The sequence below is a fragment of the Burkholderia sp. Tr-20390 genome (genome assembly GCF_017104595.1).
In the GTDB taxonomy this organism is placed as follows: domain Bacteria; phylum Pseudomonadota; class Gammaproteobacteria; order Burkholderiales; family Burkholderiaceae; genus Burkholderia.
In genome coordinates, this window is record NZ_JAAGPC010000014.1 from 34,516 (window position 1) to 55,835 (window position 21,320).

Sequence of the window (21,320 nt, forward strand, 5' to 3'; positions counted from 1 at the left end):
TCAAGATGAACGTCCTTTCGAATAGCGAATTTCGAGTCGTGTCGATGTCTAATCAAAGCGACCTCTCTTGATCTCTTGCACGACGGTATCTGGCAAGCTCTGCATCGCAGCACCAAAGGCGCCTGGCTTGCCGCTCGTCTCCTTCAGGATCCGTTGCACCGCTGGATGCTCATCGAATTTCGGATTGACGATCTGCCAGTAGTACACGTACTGCACGAGATCTGTCGTATCGGTCAGGCGATACTTCAACCAGCCTTGCGCCGCGATACGCGCCGTGCGTCGATAGGCGACGGCCATGTCGGCATCGTCAGGGTTCGCCGCCTTCCCGTATTTGGTCTGAAACAAGTGGTCCACTTTTGTATACGCGATCCTCGTCCCGCTCATGTCGTTCCGAATCTCGAACTCGATGTGATCGTCCGGATAAAAGTGCACGGCCAGCACGTCCTCCCCCGCCCCGCCTTTGATTTTTGTCGGCGGAAACTTCACCTCGGTCGTCTTGTGGATCGTCTTGATCGGCGCGTACGGATCCTTCATGAACTCATCCTGGTCATATATCTCCCGCTCGACCGTGAATTCCGTCCCCTTCAGCTTGTAGCAGCAACTCAGTCTTCCCGCGCCCGTACCCGGCGGCAAATCCCCCCCTCCACCCGCTCTGTTGCCATACTTGTCGCGAATCGTGAACTCGCTCAGATTGAACGGCGTGTAGTTGAGCCCCATGATGCTGACACCACGGTAGGTCGGCTCGGAAGAAAATGCATCGCAGCCAGTCAGTGCCAGTGCGAGGACCAACAGGATGAAAAACCGACTAGTCACGCGACATTCCTCCAGCCTCCTCCGAATCCGACGCGATGCGAGCCGTCTCCCGCAATACCTCCGCGTCGATATCACTCAATGCGTCCCGAAACGTCTGCTCACCGCTCATCGCGCGATCCAACCTGCCCCGGATCACCGGATGCTCATCGAACCGCGGCGAAATAACGACGCCCTTTGAAACGTAGTTCAAGAGATCGTCATCGTCGGCTATACGGTATCGACCAGCACGTTCGAGCTGTTCCGAAATACGCTCGTAGAGCGCCCGATCCGTAAAATCGTCGAGCATCGCGCCATACATCGCGCGCAACTGCATCGCAAGCTTGTCGGCACGGCCGAGATGCAGCAACGTCATGTGCTGCTCGATCGTCATCACCTGCTCTGCGTCGACGACTGCATCGGCGACACCGGCATCGTTGCGCCAGACGATCTCGTTCGACTCACGATCGCGATGCCATACCTCGACACATGGCGACAGAAACGCCTGAGCCTGTTCTGAGCTCCAGACTCCTCGTAACCGGACAAGAATCCGGTTATCGTAGAAATGCAGAAAGTACGCGCGGTTGTCGGGCGTCGAGTAACGGCAGAACGAGCGAAAATGCGCGGCCAGAGACCGAATGGGAAATGGAGACCATATCCACGTCAGCATGTGCCGTCCGCTCGACTCTCTCCAAAGTCGCCGGACAAGCCGGCTGCCGAGGTCGCGCGAATCGTCGAATGCAAAGCGATCGATCCCGATCAGATACGGGGCGATGTCCGTATAGGTCTCGAGAACACTGTCGCCCCACAGCGACTCCCATTCGAGCCGCGGCACCTGGGCAAGCAGTTTGTCGAGCCCCGGATTGGCGCGCGCATCGGCGAGCAGATACAGGTACGCCGCAACGCCGTCCGCATCGAACGTGTCGAATTGCGCTACCAATCGATCACGCCATGCCTCCCACGGCGCGTCCGACTCTCGGGTTGGGGCCGCACGTCCGGTTCCGGCCATCAAGCGACCTCCGTCATCGCTTCGACACCACGGTGCGCATCCAGCAGACACTCCTTGCATGGCCCAATGGGCATAATCGGCAAACGGGCCGAATGCGAAGCAGGGCCGGTCCAGTGGAAATTTCCGCACTTGAGCGTGATATCCCCCGGGCACCCTAGCTCGATGTTGCCGCCATCGATCTTGAGATAGGCACCACCACTTGTCAGGGTCAGCGCACCGCGCGAGGCCGCGAGGATCGCACCATCGCTGCTCGTGAAGTTCATGTCCTTCGATGCCGACAGCGCCATCGCACCCGTGCGGGCCTGGACGACGACATCCTGTTTGGCCGCGGTGACCCGTACCCCCTGCGCCTGTGCGAAGAGCGATACCTGCCTTCCCGCCGCAACGGTGAAGTTCCGCATGATTCCCACGTCGAAATTCCCGCCGGCCGTCGCGATCAGATTCCGGTCCGCATTGACCTGCAAATGCTCGCCGGACGTGAGGCCGATACCTGACGGTGCGCTCGCCAGAATAGCGGCACGCTTCAAACCATCCAGCGCTTCCGCATAGAACGACTTCTGCTGCTGCAACTCGGCGACGGTCGCCTCTGCCGCTCGTACCGCCTCGGAAAGCGACTCCATGCGATCGATTGCCCGCTGCAACTGCGCCTGCGCGTCCTTCATGTCGAGCTGGTGCCCCGAGGCTCCAATCTGCGCCTCGGTACTCAACAACATGCCCTTCGGGCCGCGCGCCGCAAGATGCCCGTCGGTACGCAGCTCGGCCCCTTGACCGCGTTCGTTACGGGCACCGTCGACCATGTGCCCCAGATTCAGTTCACTGGTCTGAGTTGGCGTCGTGAGATGAATATGCTCGACACCTTCCTTATCCTCCATCCGCAACTCATTCTGCGCAGCCGTCCGAATAAGGTTCCGCGTATGGTTCAGGTTGTTGACCAGATCCGGATGCACACTGTCATGCATCGCCCCGATGATCACCGGCCGGTTCGGATCGCCATCCGTATGGACGACCGCCACCTCCGCCCCGTCGATCAACGGAAAGTGATGCCCGTAGTTGTCGCCGCTGTAAGGCTTCGCGAACCGCACCGGCCGACTCGTCCCACCCGGGCTCCATTCATCGAGATCGAACGGCAGCTTGATCGCGTACCAGCCCTGTTCGGTCAGATACGCATACTTGTAGTTGCCCGGCGACGTAATCCGCGCCGGCAGAATCCCGTCGACCACCGGCCGCGAAACCGATGCCACCGGTGTACGCCATACACGATCCGACGGAATCCCCTCGAACGCCACCCAATACGACTCATTCCGCCCGCCGTGTGATTCGACCGACGTGACGAACACCCCGTGCTTCGCGTCGACCGGATTCGGCTCGACCCGCATCACCTCGCCGGCTTCGAGCCAGAATGGATTGCCCGTCCCCTTGAACGTAATCTGCCCGGCCAGATACGCCTCATGCCGAAGCCGGGCAATCTGCTTGCCCTCTTCGGGCGTCTCGTAGTGCTCGCCCCAGCGGTAATCGACGGCATTCGTCGTCTTGTCGTCGCGCGCCGTGTTTTCCTCGACCAGCAGCGATACCCCGGCCTGCCGATGGTTGTAGTCATGCAGCCGTACGGCCTCCGGCACACGCTTCATCTCTCGCCCGAGCATCTTGATCGCATCGGCGCCGACACTTTCGAGCCCCGAGTCACGCCGATACGGCACCGTGCGCTGCTTGCGCGCATACGCGTCCAGATCGTCGCCGAACACGACCACCGCGCGATCCTTCTTCTGCTCCCAGCGAAACCAGATCCCCGCTTCCGCACAAATCCGCTGAATGAAGGCGAACGTCGTCTCGTGATATTGCGTCACGTACTCGCGACGCTTGTACTGCCCGCGCAACTGGAACTGGAAATCGACACCCGCGCGATACCCGTAATGCCGCAGCGTGTCGGTCACGATCTCCTCGACCGACTGCTTCTGAAACAGCCGGCTGGTCACGCCACGATCGAGATCCGCCAGCGTCGGTTCCAGCACGACCCGGTAGCGCGTTTCGTCCGCCGACGTCTCAAGCTCGTCGAACTGTGTGATGACACCGTGAACCGTATAAGCCATCGGTTTCGCACTGAACTGCGCCGCATTCTCTCCGAACATCTTCCGCAGGTAATCCATGTCCGGATCGACCGGATCGGCAATGAACTTTGCCGGCCGCCCCAACACCTGGTTCATCGGAATCCCCGCTGTCGGGCTTGTGAATTCGATCTCGTATCGATAAAGCTGGCTCACGCGGTCCAGCCCGGTGAACTTCAGGATCGAGAAAGGCGCCGGATGCGGCGCCAGCTTCAATTCATAAGCCTGCGTAGGCAAAATCATCGACATCGACTCTCTCGGTTGCGCAACCACACGCCGCCGGGACAACAATCGTCACCCCGGCGGATCCTGCTCAAACGTCAGATCAGTTCTTGGCCTTCGGCATCTGCGACACGAGCGACAGCCCGATATCCATCCCTTCGACCTGGAAGTGCGGGACGATGAACAACTTGATCCGGAAGAAGCCCGGGTTGTCCTCGATATCCTCGACCGTGACCTTCGCCTCACGGAGCGGATGCGACGCCTGCAACTCGTCGCCCGGATCCTTCATCTCGGTCACGAGCCCCTTGATCCAGTTGTTCAGCTCGAGCTCGAGCAGACGACGATCCTTGGTCGTGCCGATGTTCTCGCGCTGGATCAGCTTCAGGTAGTGCGCGATGCGCGACAGCAGGAAGATGTACGGCAGCCGCGCGTTGATGCGGCTGTTCGCGGTCGCTTCCTTGGTCTCGTACAGGGCCGGCTTCTGCGCCGAGTTCGCGGAGAAGAAGCACGCAAAGTCGTGGTTCTTGTAGAACGACAACGGAATGAAACCGAGATTCGCGAACTCGAACTCGCGCGTTTCCGGGATCAGCACTTCGGTCGGGATCTTCGGCTGGTAGCCGGTGCCGAGGTCGTACAGGTGGACGGGCAGATCCTCGACCTTGCCGCCCGCCTGCGGCCCGCGGATCTGCACGCACCAGCCGTTGCTCACGAAGCTGCGCACCATGTTCGCCGCGAACGCGAACGACGCATTCATCCACAGGTACTTGTCGTGATCGGGGCCCTTGACGGCCTCCTCGTAGTTGAACGCCCGCACCGGCGCCGTGTCCTTGCCGTACGGCAGACGGCCGAGCACGCGCGGCATCGTCAGGCCCACGTAACGCGCGTCGTCGGTATCGCGGAAGCTCTTCCACTTGATGTATTCGGCGCGATCGAAGTAGTTGCCGATGTCCTGAATCGCCGCGACTTCCTCCATCGACTGCTTGCCGAAGAACGCCGGCCCGACCGAGCCGATGAACGGCATGTGCGCCGCGGCCGCCACCTTCGAGATGTTGCGCAGCAGTGCGACGTCCATCGGCGAATTCGCGAACTCGAAGTCGCTAATCATCGCGCTGATCGGCTGGCCCCCCGGCGTGTCGTATTCCTCGATGTACGTCAGGCGGTACAAGCCGCTCTGGATGAGTTCCGGCGTATCCTCGAAGTCGCGCTGCAGCGCATCCTTCGACACGTCCAGCACTTCGATGCGCGCGTTCTTGCGGAAATCGGTGCGGCTCACGAGCATCTTCAGGCCGCGCCAGCGCGCTTCGAGCGCCTGGAATTCCGACTTATGCATCACGGCGTCGAGCTGGCGGCCGATCTGCCGGTCGATCTGGCCGATATGGAAGTCGAGCAGCGATTTGTCGAGGCGGTCCACCGGCTGGCTCGCCTTCGCGACGAGTTCGAGGAACGCGCCCATCCCGCGCGCGATCCGCTCGTCGGCCGATGCCTCGGACAGCATGTCGTTGTCGCGGAACGCCTCGAGCGGGCGCGCCTCGCTGATGGGCTTCAGGTTGATCTTGCTGCACAGCGACGCATAGACGCTGTCGATATCCCCGTGCGGGGCGTCCAGCACGACGGTCTCGGTCGCGCCGCTCTGCTGGGTTTCAGTGGGTTTCATCTCGGGTCCTGTCTGCGATCGAATCGCTACGATGTTGCGGAATGCGCTGAACGCGCGTTTTGCCCAGCGGCGTTCACGCATGCCCTTCCGGCTGCGTCGCGGCGGTCGCGATCTGTGCGAGCTCGCCGCGCAGCTTCGCGGACAGGCGATCGTCCTTCAGCACCTTCTCGAACTCGCGGCGGAACGTGCCGTTGTCGAGCAGATTCGATTTCAGGTCGCGCAGCAGATTGCGCATCGCGAGAAGCGCCTGGAGTTCGGGAATCTGGCGCGCCACCTGCTCGGGCTCGAAATCCTCGATCGACCGGAACGACAGGTTGACGGGCAGTTCCGAACCGTCGCCGGCCAGCGTGTTGTCCGCGGCGATCTTGAGATCCGGCGCGTAGTCGGCCAGCACCGCATCGAAGTTGTTCTTGTCGATGCTTACCTTCTTGCGCTCGGCCAGCGGCGCCTGTTCGCGCCCGGCGCTGAAGTCGCCCGCCACCAGCAGCTTCAGGGGCAGCTCGACCTTCTTCTGCGCCCCGCCCGTATGCAGATCGAGGGTGATCGACACCCGGCTCTTCGGGATCTCTCGCTGAAAGCTATCCAATTCGTTCTCCTTATCTCAGGAAGCTTGAAGACTCCGCGACACGCACCCACGACCACGGATGCTCCGTCGTCCGCATCGCCCATGCCGAACCCCGCAACGTGCATCGACGGACGACCGAGTCGGATATTCGCGGCCCGATATCCGACTCAGGCGGCAGAAAATATCACGGCCTTTATCGACGAGTAAACCCGAAACGCAAAAAATCGGAAATTAACGACGCGGCAATTTTTCGATCATAAGACTTGTCCTATTCCCATGCGATCTATCAACGCACGCCACGGCGCCTTGACGCCACCCACAAACGATATCCAACTAATCCTTAAATTTTTCCTATGCCCATGATTTTTATACAATAAATTTCACAAAAAAACCAAGCCGAATCTTAATAAAACAAATGCACATCATGATTCGATACATAAAAACCAAATCCACCCCATCAATCTCACAATAAACTCCCATTTATCTCAAATTAACCGAAACTATTTCCAACAAATTCTAATAGACCGGGGTATACGAAATCGCAAAACGATGTATAGAATCGGCACCTCATAATTCCTGGATCATTACAACCACACCATGCGGATCGAAAAGCCGCTCTGGCATGAAGGGCTGATTCTCACGCAGCAGCATTTCCAGCAGCAGGAACGCTGGAACGGGTTCGCGCTGCAACAACTGGCTTCGGCGATTGCCGTTGAGCCGTGGGGGACGCTGAACGTCGACGTCGACGAAGAGGCTCTCGCCGCCGGTCGCCTGAAGCTCACTCGGCTGCAATTGCGTTTCCCCGACGGCACGCCGATCGACACGACCGTCGCCGATGCGTTGCCGCCCGCGCGCGACCTGACCAGCGAAATTCCTGTCGATGCCCAGACCATCGACGTGCTGGCCGCGCTCGCGCTGCCCGATGCGAACGGCAACAACTGCCGCTTCGACGAAACGGCGCTGGCCCGCCCGCGGCGCGCGTATCGCGAATTCGTCAAGGTGACAGACCTGAACGGCGCAAGCGAAACCGAAATCGCCGCCGAGCGCCACGCCGTCCGGTTGCTGTTCGGCTTCGAGTCGCACGCGGACGACACGGCATGCGCGATCGCACGACTGATACGGACGACGAGCGGACAGTTCCAGGTCGATCGCCGATATGTCCCGCCTTGCCTGACGTTATCCGGTCACGCGCTGCATATCGAGCGCGTCCAACGGATCGCCGATATCCTCGCCGCCAAAAGCGCGATCCTCGGTGCACGCCGCAGCGAGCGCATCGAGCAGGTGGCCGAATACGGCGTCGCCGACGTCCAGCTTTTCTGGCTCCTGAACTGCATTCATCAGGCCTGGCCGCAACTGCGCTTCCTGGCGTCGCACCCGGGGCAGCCGACCGATCGCCTGTACCAGGTACTCACCCAGTTGGCCGGCTCGCTGACCACGTTCTCGACGCGCGTCTCGCTGACCGATATTCCCCCTTACGATCATGCGAGCGCCCATGACGTGTTCACGACGCTCGAATCGCTGATGCGCGATCTGCTCGACGCGATCATCCCGTCACGGGTCGTCTCGATCGGGCTCTCGCATACGACGCCGACCACCTGGGTCGGTCAGTTCCGCGACGAACGCATCGTCGAAGGGGCCGCGGACTGGTATCTGTCCGTCAACGCCGCACTGCCGGCATTCGAGCTCGTCGAACAGTTCCCGCGCCTGTGCAAGATCGGCGCACCGGACGACGTCGAACACATCGTCAATTCCGCCGTTGCGGGAATTCCGCTCAAGGCTGTGCAGCGGGTGCCCGGCGCCATTCCGGTCCGGCTGGACAACCACTATTTCGCGCTCGATGCGCACGACGCCGCGCATGCGAGGATGCTCGCCGCACGCGCCTGCCAGATCTATCTGCCGGCGTCGGTTCCCGACGCGTCGATCGAACTCTATGCGGTGCTGCGCTGATGAACACCCTCGTCTCTACGCGTCACGAAGCCGCGCTGCTTGCGCGGGAGCCGTCGTCCGGTCACTCGCCTCGCGCGTCGATACGTGCGCTGCTGCGCGATACGGCGCTGCTCGTCTCTCATCTGTCGAACGGCGGTCAGGTCGACAACCATGAAAACCTGCGTCGGCAATGCCTCCGGCTCGTCGCCCAGTTCTCGACAGCGCTCGATGCGCAAGGGATTGCCGCTGACGTACGGGACGATGCCGTCATCGCCCAGTGCGGGCTGATCGACGAAGCCGCCCTGCGGTATCTGCCGGCCGCCAGCAAGGGGGACTGGGAGTCCCGACCGTTGCAGGTCGACCGATTCGGCACGCACGACGCCGGCACGCGCATTTACGAGCGACTCGAGTTCCGGATGCGCGAACCCGCACCGAACGTCGACTTGCTCGAATGCTACGCGGCCGTTCTCGGCCTGGGATTCCGCGGCCGCTACGCCGCCCGCTCGGGCGCATCGGCAGACGCGCACGACGGCGAAGCGAAACGTCAGGCACTGATCGCCGCACTGGTGGCGCAGATAGATCAGTTGCGGCCGGCCACGCGGCCGGGCTTCGTCACCGATCGCTCGAACACGCGTCTGATCGACCGTCTCAGAAGCCTGTCGCCATGGGCGATCGCGGGAACGGCCTGCGTGATCGCGATACTCGTCTGGTTCGCGTGGGATCGCATCCTCGATGCGGAACTGGCACAACTCGTTCAGAAAGTGAAACGGCCGTGACTTCGGACACCACACTCCCACCTGCCGCCACCCACACCGATTCCGATGCGGCACGCGCGGCCCTGTCGGGCCTGGGCTATCCGCTACGCTCGGTCGTGACGCTGTCCGCGGCGCTGACGCTGGCCGTCATCGGAGGGGTGATGCCCGTCGATCGCGGCGTCATGTTGGGATGGGTGGCATTCGTCGTCGCACTCTCCGTGCTGATCCTCTGGCGGCATTCGCGCAGATTGACGCGGGCTCGCGAACGGAACGTACACGTGATCGCGCAGCTCGGCGCAGCGACCGCCGACCTGCCCGTCGCTCTGCGCACGAGAATGCCGCTCGCCCTCGTCACCGGTGACGGCCTGCCTGCCTTGTTCGATCGCGATACGGCACGCTCGCGCTTCGTCCATGTTGGCGACGGTGCAATCTGGTTACGCGCAGACCGGCCCCAGGATCTTCCCCGGCTCGCCGTCGCGGTCCGCCAGTGGCGCGACGGCCATGCGCCGGATTGCGTCGTGCTGTCGGTCGCGCCGGGCCTTCATGCGAACGACGATACGCTGTCGCAGTCGCTGCGTGTGATCCGTCAGGCCGTTGCGGATGCGTCTCGCATGCTCGGCACGTCGCTGCCGGGCTACGTCGCCCTCTATCAGCGACTCTCGAACGCGGATGCCGCGACGATGCCGGCGGCCGGCGAATCGGCGGCCCAGTGGTATGGCATGTCGACGGGATCGGCAATCGTCGATCTGCACCACTTCGACGCCGCAATCGACGCAGCCGAGTCGGATGCGTTCCATGCCGACGGAAGCCAGGCGGTCGCGGCGCGTGCCGCCGGAATCGCGTCGATGATCGGATGGAGCCGCCGTATCGTGTTCGACCCGCTGACGGATCGACGCCAGCCCGCCTCGCCCTGGCCGCTGTTCGGCGCCGGCTGGATCGACCATGGCCCGGCAACGGGCCCCGGCAAACCGTGGGAACGTGAAGTACGCGGCCAGACGGGTATCGCTCCCGCTGCACTGCCTGCGTCGCCGCTGCCCTGGCCCTTGCCGCAGCCGCTGATCGACGCGACGCCACGCCGGTCGTGGCGATCGCCGCGCATCACCGCCGTCGCGCACGTCATTGCGATCGTTGCCTGTGCTGCGATCGCCGCCATCTGCTGCGCCGCGAAGAACAACGAGGCGCTGATGGCTCGCATCGGCGAGCACCTCGAACGCTTCAACGGTATCCCTGCCATGCAGGACGCGGCAAAACGCGACGCGCTCCGGGTCCTTGCGTCGGATCGCGATCAGCTCGACCGGTACGCGCGTGTCGGCGTTCCGCTCCGGCTGTCGTTCGGCACTTATCACGGTGCACCGCTGCTGCCGGTCCTCAACGAAGCCATCGCCTCGTATGAACCGCCCCCACCGCCGCCCGCCGTCGTCACGCTGGACAGCATGTCGCTGTTCGACAGTGGCAAAGCGCAGCTCAAGACGGGCACCACGCGCGCGATGGTCGATTCGCTCGCACTGATCAAGGCGCATCACGGCAAGCGCGTGCTCGTCGCCGGCTATGCGGACGATCAGGGCCGGCCCGATCGCAATCTGAAGCTGTCGATCGATCGTGCGTCGGCCGTGCGCGACTGGCTTGTCGAGGCATCCGGCATCCCACCGACACAGTTCGCGATCCAGGGCTATGGCGATACACGACCGGTCGCGGATAACGCCACACCGGAGGGGCGAGCAAAGAATCGTCGGGTCGAAATCACGCTCGTGCCCGATACACCGGTGCCTGCCGTCCCGACCGGTGCCGCGAAGTAATACGCGTTTGGGTTCCCGAGGCGGCCGCCTCGGGTTTGTCAACGCCGGAATCCGATTCCGGCGATTCGTAGTACGAAGAAGAAGGAGTGAACAAATGGCAATTCCGGCCTACATGTGGCTCAAGGACGACGGCGGTGCGGACATCAAGGGTTCGGTGACCGTCCAGGATCGCGAGGGCAGCGTCGAACTGGTTGCGTTCGATCACGGCGTGCACATTCCAACCGACGGCAATACGGGCAAGCTGACCGGCACGCGCGTGCACAAGCCGATCACGCTGACGAAGGAGACGGACGCGTCGACGCCCTATCTGTACAAGGCCGTGACGAGCGGCCAGACGCTGAAGTCGGTCGAGATCAAGTGGTACCGGATCGACGACGCGGGCAAGGAGAAGGAATACTTCAACACGAAACTCGACAACGTGAAGATCGTCGCGGTGAAGCCAAAGATGCTCGACATCAAGAACCCCGACTACGAGAAGCACAACCATCTCGAAGACGTGGAACTGCGTTACGAGACGATCACGTGGTCCTACAAGGACGGCAACATCATCCACAAGGACACCTGGAACGAACGTTCCTGATGGACTGAACAGCTGGCGGATTCCGTCGCTCGCGCGGCGGGAATTCCGCCGCTCCCGGCAACCGCCCTCCCCCCTCCTGACCCGCTACCGACATGACGCCGCCGCTCCGGGACGCTTCCCATCTCATTCGCTGCCTCAATCCCCACTGCACGCGTGCGCTCGAAGCCGCCGCGAGTCTTTGCCAGACCCGGCTCGCCGACGAAATCGCGGTCGAACACTGGGTGTTGAAGCTGATCGAGGCGGACGATGGCGACATTCCCGCGCTGCTGCGCCACTACGATCTCGACATCGATGCCGTCTGGGAGGCAATGATCGAGGTGATCGACCGCGTTCCACGCACGTTGCGCGGCATGCCGGCGCTGTCGCGACAGCTCGCCACCGTGATCGAGGATGCGTGGGTGCATGCGATGGCCGACGATCGCGCCGGCACCATTCGCTCCGGACATCTGCTGCAGGCCATCGTCGATGCGCCGCACGTGCTGCGAACGCAGCGTGCGTGGCCACTGCTGTCGGTCTCCAGCGTGCAGATCCAGCGCGTGCTGCCGCGGCTTGGACGACGGTCGTGCGAAAACGCCGGCGACGACCCCATACCAGCGCGCGAAACCGACTCGGCCGGCGATCTGCCCGCCGACGGCACGACGCCGTCGGCCACCTCCCCGCAACACACCCCAGCGCGCACGGTCGAACCTGACGCGCTCGCTCGCTTCGCACTCGACCTGACCGAAAAAGCGCGTCGTGGCGAGATCGATCCTGTCTTCGGCCGCGACCGGGAGATCAGGCAGATGATCGACGTGCTCGCACGGCGCCGCAAGAACAATCCGATCCTCGTCGGCGAGCCCGGCGTAGGCAAGACCGCGCTGGTCGAAGGGCTCGCATTGCGCGTAGTCGAAGGCAGCGTGCCGGAAACGATCCGGGATACGCGCATCCTGACGCTCGATCTCGGCTTGCTGCAAGCCGGTGCGGGCGTGAAAGGCGAATTCGAACAACGGCTGAAGAACGTCATCGACGAAGTGCGGACTTCGGCCACGCCGATCCTGCTGTTCATCGACGAAGCGCACACGTTGATCGGCGCAGGCAACGCCGCCGGCGGCGCCGACGCGGCCAACCTGCTGAAGCCGGCGCTCGCGCGCGGCGAATTGCGCACGATCGCGGCCACCACGTGGGCCGAATACAAGGAATACTTCGAACGCGATGCCGCGCTCGAACGACGTTTCCAGGTGATCAAGGTCGACGAACCGGACGACGATACGGCCTGCGTGATGCTGCGCGGGCTTGCGAGCCGATATGCAAAGCATCACGACGTCCACATCCGCGACGAAGCGATCGTCGCGGCCGTGCGGCTGTCGCGCCGCTACATTCCAGCCCGGCAACTGCCGGACAAAGCCGTCGACCTGATCGATACGGCCGCCGCGCGCGTGAGGATGGCGCTCAACGTACCGCCTGCGGAACTGCAGCAGGCGCGCGCCGCACTGGAGGCGCTCGAACTGGAGCGCGCCGCACTCGATGCGGACGCCGGCGCCGGGATCGTCGACATCGCCGAACGACGAACCGCGATCGACAGGGAACACGAAGACATGCGCGGCACCGCCGATGCGCTGCTCGGCCAGTACACGCGGGAACAAGAACTCGTCGGCAACTTGCGCGCCCTCCGTGGCTCAACCGATCAGGCGCCCGACCCGGCAGCCGTTTCCAACGCGCTCGACGCGTTATCGACCGCTCAGGGCAAAGCCCCCATGATCTTCGCCGACGTCGATGCGCAATCCATCGCGCGAGTCGTCGCCGAATGGACGGGCGTGCCGGTCGGCAATCTCGTCGAGGACGAGTTGCGCAGCCTGCTCGCGCTCGAAGCGGCGCTCGCCACACGCGTGGTCGGACAGGATGAGGCGATCGGCGCGCTGGCCGAGAGCCTGCGCACGGCCAAGGCGGGCCTGAAGAGCGAACATGCGCCACTCGGCGTGTTCCTGCTGGCAGGGCCGTCCGGTGTCGGCAAGACTGAAACCGCGCTGGCGCTCGCCGACCTGCTGTTCGGCGGCGAAGCCGCACTGACGACGATCAATCTGTCCGAGTATCAGGAAGCGCACACGGTGTCGCAGCTCAAGGGCTCGCCGCCCGGCTACGTCGGCTATGGACGCGGCGGCGTGCTGACCGAAGCGGTACGCCAGCGCCCGTACTGCGTCGTCCTGCTGGACGAAGTCGAAAAAGCGCATCGCGATGTGCTCGACATCTTCTATCAGGTGTTCGACCGTGGCACGATGCGCGACGGCGAGGGGCGCGAGATCGATTTCCGCAACTGCGTGATCGTGATGACGTCCAATCTCGGCAGTGCAGAAATCGACGACGCGACAGCCGACGGCGCGTCGATTACGCAGGCAGGCCTGCGAGAAGCCATTCACTCACAACTGATCGCGCACTTCCAGCCGGCGCTGCTCGCACGCTTCCAGACACTCGTCTACCGGCCGCTCGACGCCGCCGCGCTCGCGTCGATCGTGCGCATCAAGCTGGGCAAGATTGCCCGGCGCCTCCATCGGCAACATGCCGTGACACTGACGTACGCCAACGACCTGATCGAATCGATCGCGCAACGCTGCGTGTCGCGGCAATCCGGCGCACGCAGCGTCGACGCGTTCCTCAATCAACGCGTGCTGCCGGTTGTCTCGCACGAACTGCTTGCCCGGATGGCTGAAGGGGTCACGCCGAGTGAAATCCTGCTGTCGGCAGCGCCCGACGGTACGATGACAATCGATTTCACCGACGTACCGCGGGCCATCAATGAAGGCGCAGGCCAACGGAGCCATCGATGACCGCCGGCCCGTCCCTCTACGACATGCTGCTTGGCCAGATCGGCGGCGAACCGATCGGCGCATACGACGACCGCACACTCGAATGCCTGAGCGTTCAGCAGAACGTGCGCCGCATTCTCAACACGCGGGCAGGCGCGCTGAAACACCTGCCCGACTATGGCCTACCTGACCTGACGAACATCTACAAGGCTCTGCCCGCGTCGTCGCATTTGCTCAAGCAGCAGATGGAGGCGACGCTGCTGAAGTACGAGCCACGCATTCGCGCGATCGACGTCGGAATCGTCGATAACCGCGATCCGGGCATCCTCGTCAGCTTCGAGATGACCTGCCACCTGAAGAACGCGGGGCTCGTGCGTTTCGGCACTTACTTTGACCCGCCCGGTCGCCTGCGCATCGAACGGTACGTCGCCCGCTCATGATCACGCGCGATCAGCCCTCGTGCGCCAGATGCACCGCAAACCCCAACTTCCCCGGCACGATTTCTTCCTTCAGCGTCAACGCCGGAATGTCGTAATCGCCCGCGTTCTGCCTGCGGAACGGAATCGGCTGCGTGCTCCACAGTTCATCCAGGCGCTTGCCGAGCGCCGCACGCGTTTCGTCGAAGCGCACGTCGTTCATCTTCCCCGTCCGGTAGATCACGAACGGCGGCAGCACGTCGAAGCCCGGGTAATACAGCATCCCGTGCTGGATCGGGAACAGCACGTCGTCGATCGGCCCGTTGATGCCGCGCGGGCTGTAATGCGACTCCCACCCGCCCGCCGTGACGATCACCATCGCGCGCTTGCCGGCAAGCGAACCTTCGCCATAGCGATCGCCCCAGTGCGTATCGGAATGCTCGCCCACGCCGTAAGCGAAGCCGCACGCATACACGCGCTCGAACCAGCCCTTCATGATCGCCGGCATCGAGAACCACCACAGCGGGAACTGCAGGATCACCGCATCGGCCCACCGCAGCTTGTCCTGCTCGCGCACGATGTCTTCGCGCTGCGTGCCGGTTGCAAACGCGTGCTTCGAGTCGTTCGACGGGTCGAAACGCGCGTCCGGCGCACGCCCGGTCAAGTCGTCCGCGTCGAACGCCGCCTTCCAGTTCATCGCATACAGGTCGGTCACCTGCACCGTGTGGCCGGCCGCTTCGAGATGGGCGACGGAGAAGTCGCGCAATGCGCCGTTCAGCGAACGCGGTTCAGGATGGGCATAGACGATCAGCACATTCATGTTCGGTACTCCGTTGATTGAATGACTGCAGGATGCCGCCGCCAACGGTATATTTGAAATGAATTCCTGATATTCCAGGTATAGCCATGAACAATCTCAGACGACTCGATCTCAATCTGCTCGTCACGCTCGACGTGCTGCTCGCCGAGCACAACGTCACGCGCGCGGCCGAGAAACTGAACATGTCGCAGCCGTCGGTGAGCGTGCAATTGCAGAAGCTGCGCGACGTGTTCGGCGATCCGCTGCTGCTGCCGGGGCCGCGCGGAATGCGGCCGACCGCACGCGCGGAAGCGCTGCGCGAACCGTTGCGCGATGCGCTCGAAGCAGTCGAGCGCGCGGTCATTCCGGCCACGCCGTTCGATCCCGCGACCGCGACGAACACGTGGCGCGTGGCCGCGACCGACTACGGCGAATCGACGATCGTGCTGCCCGCGCTGAACACGCTGCGTTCGGCCGCGCCCGCCACGCGCCTCGCCGTGGTCGAGCTGGTACCGCCGCGCATCGAGCAGGATACCGAACGAAACGGCATCGATCTCGTCTTCCATATGACCGAAGCGTCGCCGCCCGGGATGCGGCGCTTGCCGCTGTTCGCCGAGCGTTACGTGCTCATCGGCCGTGCCGGGCACCCGAAGCTGAAGCGGCGCCCGACGCTCGCGCAGTTCGGCACGCTCGAGCACGTGATCGTGTCGCCCGACGGCGGCGGCTTCTTCGGCGTGACGGACGAAGCGCTCGCGAAGGTGGGCGCCACGCGGCGCGTCGTGCTGTCGGTGCCGCATTTCCTGTTCGTGCTGTCGGCCGTGGCGAGCACCGATCTCGTCGCAATGGTGCCCGAGCGGCTGGTGCGCGACGTGCCCGCGCTGCGCGTGGTGGCAGCGCCCGTCGACGTGCCCGGCTATGAAATGTCGATGCTGTGGCACGAACGCGTGCATCGCGATCCGGCGCATCGGTGGTTGCGGGAGACGATCGCGGCAGCGGTGTAGATCGGTCGCGTGCCCGGGGCGGCCGCCCGCTTCGATCGCCGTCGCACGAAATCCTTCATCCGGGGCTTGAAACCGCGCCAAACACTGTATATATTTACAGTGCTTTTGCACCATTTGACCCGAATTCCGTCATTCACAGACGAACGGACTTTTGTGAGGCGACCATGTTCCAGGCATCCGCATTCGATCCCGAGCAACCCGGCTTCAACCCCGTCCACTTCGAGCGCGCCGCGCAGCGGGCGGTCGTCGATCTGCAGCGAGTCGCGGGCGGCCCCGCGCAGCGGGCGCTCGGCCTGCGGCGCCGCACCCATCCCGCGGCCGTGCGCACGATGAGCTGGCAGGCGCTGCTGAACGTCGAAGAGCTGGCATTCTCGAATGCCGGCTTCCTGAGCCGCAATGATCCGGCCGTCGTCGACGCGTTCATCCGGCTGCGCGACAGCCGCCTGGTCGCCGCGGATGTCGAGGAGCCGGTCGACTGGCGCCGCGACGATGATGACCTCCCGGCCATCTACCTGATCGTCAAGGCGATGCTGGAAGCGGAAGAGGAAGAACGGGCCGAAGCGGCCTGAGCCGTGTGATGGCCAATCGCCGTCACGGTCTGTCAGGGTAGCGCCGCCACGTTGCGTGGCGACGCGGCCGGCGTTGCGGCTCGTTTCAGTCCTGCGCCAGCGAATCGGGGCGGCAGACGGCGAGCCACGCATCGCCGCGCTGGCGGATCACCGCCACGCGGCGCACCTTCAAGGGGCCGTCGCAGCGACCGCCCGTTACAGCCGCGCGGCGAGCCGTGAGCCCTGATCGATCGCGCGCTTCGCGTCGAGTTCGGCGGCCAGCTCCGCGCCGCCGATCAGGTGCACCGAGCGCCCGGCCGCCTGCAGCGGCGCGAGCAACGCGCGCTGCGGCTCCTGCCCCGTGCAGAGCACGATCGTGTCGGCTTCGATCAGCTCGTGATCGGTGCGCTGCTCGCCGTATGACACGTGCAGCCCACGCGCGTCGATCTGTTCATAGTTCACGCCGCCGATCATCTTCACCTGCTTCATCTTCAGCGTCGCGCGGTGAATCCAGCCGGTCGTCTTGCCGAGCCCCTTGCCGAGCGGCGCGGCCTTGCGCTGCAGCAGCGTCACTTCGCGCGCCGGCGCCGTCACCTGTGCCCGCGTCACGCCGCCACGCGTCGCGGCCGGGTCGGTCACGCCCCACTCGGCCTTCCACTCTTCCAGGTCGAGCGCCGGCGATTCGCCTTCCTGCACCAGGTACTCGGCGACATCGAAGCCGATCCCGCCCGCCCCGACCACCGCGACACGCCGGCCGACCGGCTGCCGGCCCGCGAGCACGTCGATGTAGCTGAGCACGTTCGGCCCGTCCTGCCCCGGGATCTTCGGGTCGCGCGGCGCGACGCCGGTCGCGAGCACGATCTCGTCGTAGCCGCCCGCGATCAGGTCGCTCGCATCGACGCGGCGGTTCAGGTGCAGGTTCACGCCGGTCAGCTCGACCTGGCGGCCGAAGTAGCTCAGCGCTTCGTGAAACTCTTCCTTGCCGGGAATCCGCTTCGCCATGTTGAACTGGCCGCCGATCTCGGCCGCGCCGTCGAACAGGTCGACCTGATGGCCGCGCTGCGCGAGCACGGTCGAGCATGCGAGCCCGGCCGGCCCCGCGCCGACCACCGCGATGCGTTTCGGCTGCGCGGCGGGCGTGTATTTCAGTTCCGTCTCGTGGCACGCGCGCGGGTTCAGCAGGCACGACGCGATCTGGTTCTTGAACGCGTGATCGAGGCACGCCTGGTTGCAGCCGATGCAGGTATTGATCTCGTCGGCACGGCCCTGCGCGGCCTTGACCACGAACTCGGCATCCGCGAGCAGCGGGCGCGCCATCGACACCATGTCCGCGCAGCCGTCCGCGAGGATCTGCTCGGCCACTTCGGGACGGTTGATGCGGTTGGTCGTCACGAGCGGAATGCCGACCTCGCCCTTCATCTTCTTCGTCACCCACGCGAACGCGCCGCGCGGCACCGACGTCGCGATCGTCGGCACCCGCGCCTCGTGCCAGCCGATCCCCGTGTTGATGATGGTCGCGCCCGCCCGCTCGACGGCCTTCGCGAGCTGCACGGTTTCGCTCCAGTCGCTGCCGTCCGGAATCAGGTCGAGCATCGACAGCCGGTAGATCAGGATGAAATCGCGGCCGACCGCTTCGCGCGTGCGCTCGATGATCTCGATCGGCAGCCGGATGCGGTTCTCGTACGAACCGCCCCACTGGTCGGTGCGCTTGTTCGTATGCATCGAGATGAACTGGTTGATCAGGTAGCCTTCGGAGCCCATGATCTCGACGCCGTCATACCCGGCTTCCCGCGCGAGCTTCGCGCAGCGGACGAACGCGCGGATTTGCCGCTCGACGCCGCGCGCGCTCAGTTCGTGCGGCGCGAACGGCGAGATCGGCGACTTGATCTTCGACGGCGCGACCGCGAACGGGTGATAGCCGTAGCGTCCCGTATGCAGGATCTGCAGCGCGATCTTGCCGTCCTCCGCGTGCACGGCCTCCGTGATCTCGCGATGCCGCCGCGCGGCAGCCGACGTCATCAGCGTGCCGCCGAACGGCTTGGTCCAGCCGGCCACGTTCGGCGCGAAGCCGCCCGTCACGATCAGGCCGACGCCGCCGCGGGCGCGTTCGGCGAAATATTCGGCGAGCCGCGGCAACGTCTTGCGGCTGTCCTCGAGGCCCGTGTGCATCGAGCCCATCAACACGCGGTTCTTCAGCGTCGTGAAGCCGAGATCGAGCGGGGCGAGCAGGTGGGGAAAGGTCGTGGTCATAATGAGCGTGCCGATTCGTGCCAGTAAGCGATGCGTGACATCGTAGGCGTGCGCCGCCTTGAACGTGAGGGGGCAAACAGCCATAATGCTTGTCATTTCCGGCCAAGACGACATGACTTCCCCTCTCGCCAAGGACCGCCTCGGGCTGCGCCGGCCGACGATTCCGGTCGCCTATACGCGCCTGCTGCTGCAGGCGCTGGCCGCGCGCGGGGTCGATCTGGCCGCCGTGCGCGCCGGCACGGGCCTGCGCGATGCGGTATTGGCCGAACCGGACGCGCGCGTCGCGCCGTCGCAATGGGGGCGGCTCGTGCTGAATGCGATCGAGATCGGCGGCGATCCGGGCATCGGGCTCGCGTTCGGGCTGCTGCTGAAGCCGACCGTGCACGGCTTTCTCGGCTACGCGACGCTGACCGCGCGGGACATCCGGGAAGCGCTCGCCGTCACGCAGCGCTACTTCCGGATGCGCAATCGCCAATATCGGCTGACCTATGCAGAAGACGAACGCGGCGCGACGCTCGAACTGCACGGCGTGCAGGCCAGCCCCGTGCTGCAGCATCACGTGATGTTCGAATTCGTGTTGACCGGGCTCGCGCAGAACATTTCGCAATGGGCCGGACGCGAGTCGCCGCCGATCAAGCTGCAATTCGCGTGGCCGGAGCCGCCTTATTTCGCGCGCTATCGCGATCAATTGCCACCGGTCGAATTCGGCTGCGCCGCCAACGCGCTGTGGATCACGCGCGACGTGCTCGACTGGCCGCTGCCGCTCGCCGACGAAGTCGCGCACCGGCAGGCGCTCGTGCAGGTGGAGCGCGAGTATGCGCAGGTGCGCCAGGAGGAAGGCGATCTCGTCGAACGGGTGCGCGCGGAGCTGGCACGCGGGGCCGGCGACTACCCGGGGCCGGAGACGCTCGCCGACGCGCTGCTCGTATCCACACGCACGCTGCGGCGCCGGCTCGAGGAAGCCGGTTCGAGCTATCGGCAATTGCTCGATGAAGCGCGGTTTCATGACGCGAAGCAGTTGCTTGCCGCGTCGGATCTCGACCTGAAGACGATCGCCGAGCGGCTGCAATTCACCGACCCGGCGAACTTCACGCGCGCGTTCCGGCGCTGGGCCGGGCAGACGCCGAGTGCGTATCGTGAAGCGGCTGCCGGGTTGACGGGACAGAAGCCGGACAGCGCACGCTAATCCGATTCGATCGTCGCATCCAGGCTCGTCGACGCACGCGCCGTCAGGACTTCGACGAACATCCCGACGAGCGGCTCGACGACGGGCTGCGTGGCCGGGCCCTCACCGATCACGGCGACTTCGGACGCGGGCAGCGCCGGCCATTGCGCGGACGTCGGCAGGATCTTCATGCCGGGCTGCAGGAACGACTTGCCCAGCGCGGTGACGCCCAACCCACCCGCCACCGCGGCCTGCACGCCGGCCAGATTGCTGGCCGTGCAGCCCACCGACCATTCGCGGCGTGCCGCATCCAGGCTTTCGGTCATCACTTCGCGATAGGCGCAAGGCGGCGGCATCATGACGAGGCGCGCAGGGCGGCCCGGGTCGTTCCGGTAGTTTTTCGCGGCCAGCCACACCAGCGGCTCGCGCCAGATCACGCGGCCGCGCAGTGGCGCGCCTTCCTGCTTCTGCCGGGCGAAGACCACGTCGAGCAGGCCGGCCCGATGCGCGTCGGCGAGTTCCGGGCTCGATCCGGTGACGAGTTCCAGCTGAACGGCCGGGAAGCGCTCCCCGAAGCGCGCGAGGATGAGCGGCAATTGCGCGTGCACGAGATTTTCGGAGACGCCGAGCCGCAACCGCTCGACTCGCTGCGGCTCCCGCCATTCGCGCATGAACGCGTCGTACTGCGCCAGCAACCGCCGCCCGCCGGCAAGCACGCGCTCACCTTCCTGCGTCAGCCTCAGCGAGCGGCTCGTGCGCTCGAACACGCGCACGCCCAGCGCATCCTCGAGCCGCAACACTTTCTGGCTGACGGCCGATTGCGAACGGCCGACGACGTCGGCAGCCGCCGTGAAGCTGCCCGTCTCGGCCACGGCGACGAACGCGTGCAGCAAATCCAGATCCAGCATCGTGCCCCATCCATTCGATAATCTTCTAGATCCAAGAAAGATTATTCGTTTGTCT

The 21,320-nt window shown here is 64.4% G+C and carries 17 protein-coding genes; 9 read left to right on the forward strand and 8 right to left on the reverse strand.

Annotation, left to right across the window (positions count from 1 at the left end; all coding sequences use genetic code 11):
- Positions 1 to 48 precede the first annotated feature (48 nt).
- The 5 genes from G3N98_RS06545 to tssB all read right to left on the reverse strand — a co-directional run bounded on the left by G3N98_RS06545 (position 49) and on the right by tssB (position 6,362).
- On the reverse strand, positions 49 to 813 hold the full coding sequence (locus tag G3N98_RS06545) for a hypothetical protein (RefSeq protein ID WP_206147673.1): 765 nt from the start codon (positions 811 to 813) through the stop codon (positions 49 to 51).
- The gene (locus G3N98_RS06550; RefSeq protein ID WP_206147674.1) at positions 806 to 1,798 is read right to left on the reverse strand and encodes a DUF4123 domain-containing protein; all 993 of its coding nucleotides are present in this window, start codon (positions 1,796 to 1,798) and stop codon (positions 806 to 808) included. Before G3N98_RS06550 ends, G3N98_RS06545 begins: the two co-directional genes overlap by 8 nt.
- Positions 1,798 to 4,149, reverse strand: a complete 2,352-nt coding sequence (gene vgrG / locus G3N98_RS06555) for a type VI secretion system Vgr family protein (RefSeq protein WP_206147675.1) — start codon at positions 4,147 to 4,149, stop codon at positions 1,798 to 1,800. Before vgrG ends, G3N98_RS06550 begins: the two co-directional genes overlap by 1 nt.
- A gap of 76 nt (positions 4,150 to 4,225) precedes the next feature.
- Positions 4,226 to 5,776, reverse strand: a complete 1,551-nt coding sequence (gene tssC / locus G3N98_RS06560; protein WP_206147676.1) for a type VI secretion system contractile sheath large subunit — start codon at positions 5,774 to 5,776, stop codon at positions 4,226 to 4,228.
- Between the two features lie 73 nt (positions 5,777 to 5,849).
- Positions 5,850 to 6,362 (reverse strand): type VI secretion system contractile sheath small subunit, encoded by a 513-nt coding sequence (gene tssB, locus G3N98_RS06565; protein WP_206147677.1) that lies wholly within the window; start codon positions 6,360 to 6,362, stop codon positions 5,850 to 5,852.
- Between the two features lie 576 nt (positions 6,363 to 6,938).
- Here tssB and tssK point away from each other — a divergent pair.
- From tssK to tssE, 6 genes are all read left to right on the forward strand, one after another.
- Complete coding sequence (gene tssK, locus G3N98_RS06570; protein ID WP_206147678.1) at positions 6,939 to 8,288, forward strand: type VI secretion system baseplate subunit TssK; 1,350 nt, start codon at positions 6,939 to 6,941, stop codon at positions 8,286 to 8,288.
- A complete protein-coding gene (locus tag G3N98_RS06575; protein WP_206147679.1) occupies positions 8,288 to 9,043 on the forward strand; it encodes a DotU family type IV/VI secretion system protein in 756 nt (251 codons plus the stop codon). The genes tssK and G3N98_RS06575 overlap by 1 nt, the downstream gene beginning before the upstream one ends.
- Positions 9,040 to 10,818, forward strand: coding sequence for an OmpA family protein (locus G3N98_RS06580; protein WP_346779073.1), 1,779 nt, complete (start codon positions 9,040 to 9,042; stop codon positions 10,816 to 10,818). Before G3N98_RS06575 ends, G3N98_RS06580 begins: the two co-directional genes overlap by 4 nt.
- A gap of 94 nt (positions 10,819 to 10,912) precedes the next feature.
- Positions 10,913 to 11,398 (forward strand): Hcp family type VI secretion system effector, encoded by a 486-nt coding sequence (locus G3N98_RS06585; protein WP_006750272.1) that lies wholly within the window; start codon positions 10,913 to 10,915, stop codon positions 11,396 to 11,398.
- A gap of 92 nt (positions 11,399 to 11,490) precedes the next feature.
- Positions 11,491 to 14,199, forward strand: coding sequence for a type VI secretion system ATPase TssH (tssH, locus tag G3N98_RS06590; protein ID WP_206147681.1), 2,709 nt, complete (start codon positions 11,491 to 11,493; stop codon positions 14,197 to 14,199).
- Positions 14,196 to 14,618, forward strand: coding sequence for a type VI secretion system baseplate subunit TssE (tssE, locus tag G3N98_RS06595; protein WP_206147682.1), 423 nt, complete (start codon positions 14,196 to 14,198; stop codon positions 14,616 to 14,618). The genes tssH and tssE overlap by 4 nt, the downstream gene beginning before the upstream one ends.
- 10 nt (positions 14,619 to 14,628) lie before the next feature.
- On the opposite strand, the gene G3N98_RS06600 is transcribed toward tssE, so the two are convergent.
- A complete protein-coding gene (locus G3N98_RS06600) occupies positions 14,629 to 15,414 on the reverse strand; it encodes an NAD(P)H-dependent oxidoreductase (RefSeq protein WP_206147683.1) in 786 nt (261 codons plus the stop codon).
- Positions 15,415 to 15,500: 86 nt separating this feature from the next.
- Here G3N98_RS06600 and G3N98_RS06605 point away from each other — a divergent pair, with 86 nt between their 5' ends.
- Both G3N98_RS06605 and G3N98_RS06610 read left to right on the forward strand, forming a co-directional pair.
- On the forward strand, positions 15,501 to 16,394 hold the full coding sequence (locus tag G3N98_RS06605; protein ID WP_089474367.1) for a LysR family transcriptional regulator: 894 nt from the start codon (positions 15,501 to 15,503) through the stop codon (positions 16,392 to 16,394).
- A 164-nt stretch (positions 16,395 to 16,558) separates the two neighbouring features.
- Positions 16,559 to 16,963 carry a DUF2471 family protein gene (locus G3N98_RS06610; protein ID WP_039344831.1) on the forward strand — a complete coding sequence of 135 codons (405 nt, stop codon included), beginning with the start codon at positions 16,559 to 16,561 and terminating at the stop codon, positions 16,961 to 16,963.
- A gap of 195 nt (positions 16,964 to 17,158) precedes the next feature.
- Here G3N98_RS06610 and G3N98_RS06615 read toward each other — a convergent pair whose 3' ends face one another.
- Positions 17,159 to 19,192 carry an NADPH-dependent 2,4-dienoyl-CoA reductase gene (locus tag G3N98_RS06615; RefSeq protein ID WP_206147684.1) on the reverse strand — a complete coding sequence of 678 codons (2,034 nt, stop codon included), beginning with the start codon at positions 19,190 to 19,192 and terminating at the stop codon, positions 17,159 to 17,161.
- Between the two features lie 85 nt (positions 19,193 to 19,277).
- Between G3N98_RS06615 and G3N98_RS06620 the strand changes: the two genes are divergently transcribed.
- The gene (locus G3N98_RS06620; RefSeq protein ID WP_206147685.1) at positions 19,278 to 20,378 is read left to right on the forward strand and encodes an AraC family transcriptional regulator; all 1,101 of its coding nucleotides are present in this window, start codon (positions 19,278 to 19,280) and stop codon (positions 20,376 to 20,378) included.
- Here the strand turns inward: G3N98_RS06620 and G3N98_RS06625 are convergent.
- Complete coding sequence (locus G3N98_RS06625) at positions 20,375 to 21,265, reverse strand: LysR substrate-binding domain-containing protein (protein WP_206147686.1); 891 nt, start codon at positions 21,263 to 21,265, stop codon at positions 20,375 to 20,377. The two genes, G3N98_RS06620 and G3N98_RS06625, sit on opposite strands and share 4 nt — an antisense overlap.
- Positions 21,266 to 21,320: the final 55 nt, after the last annotated feature.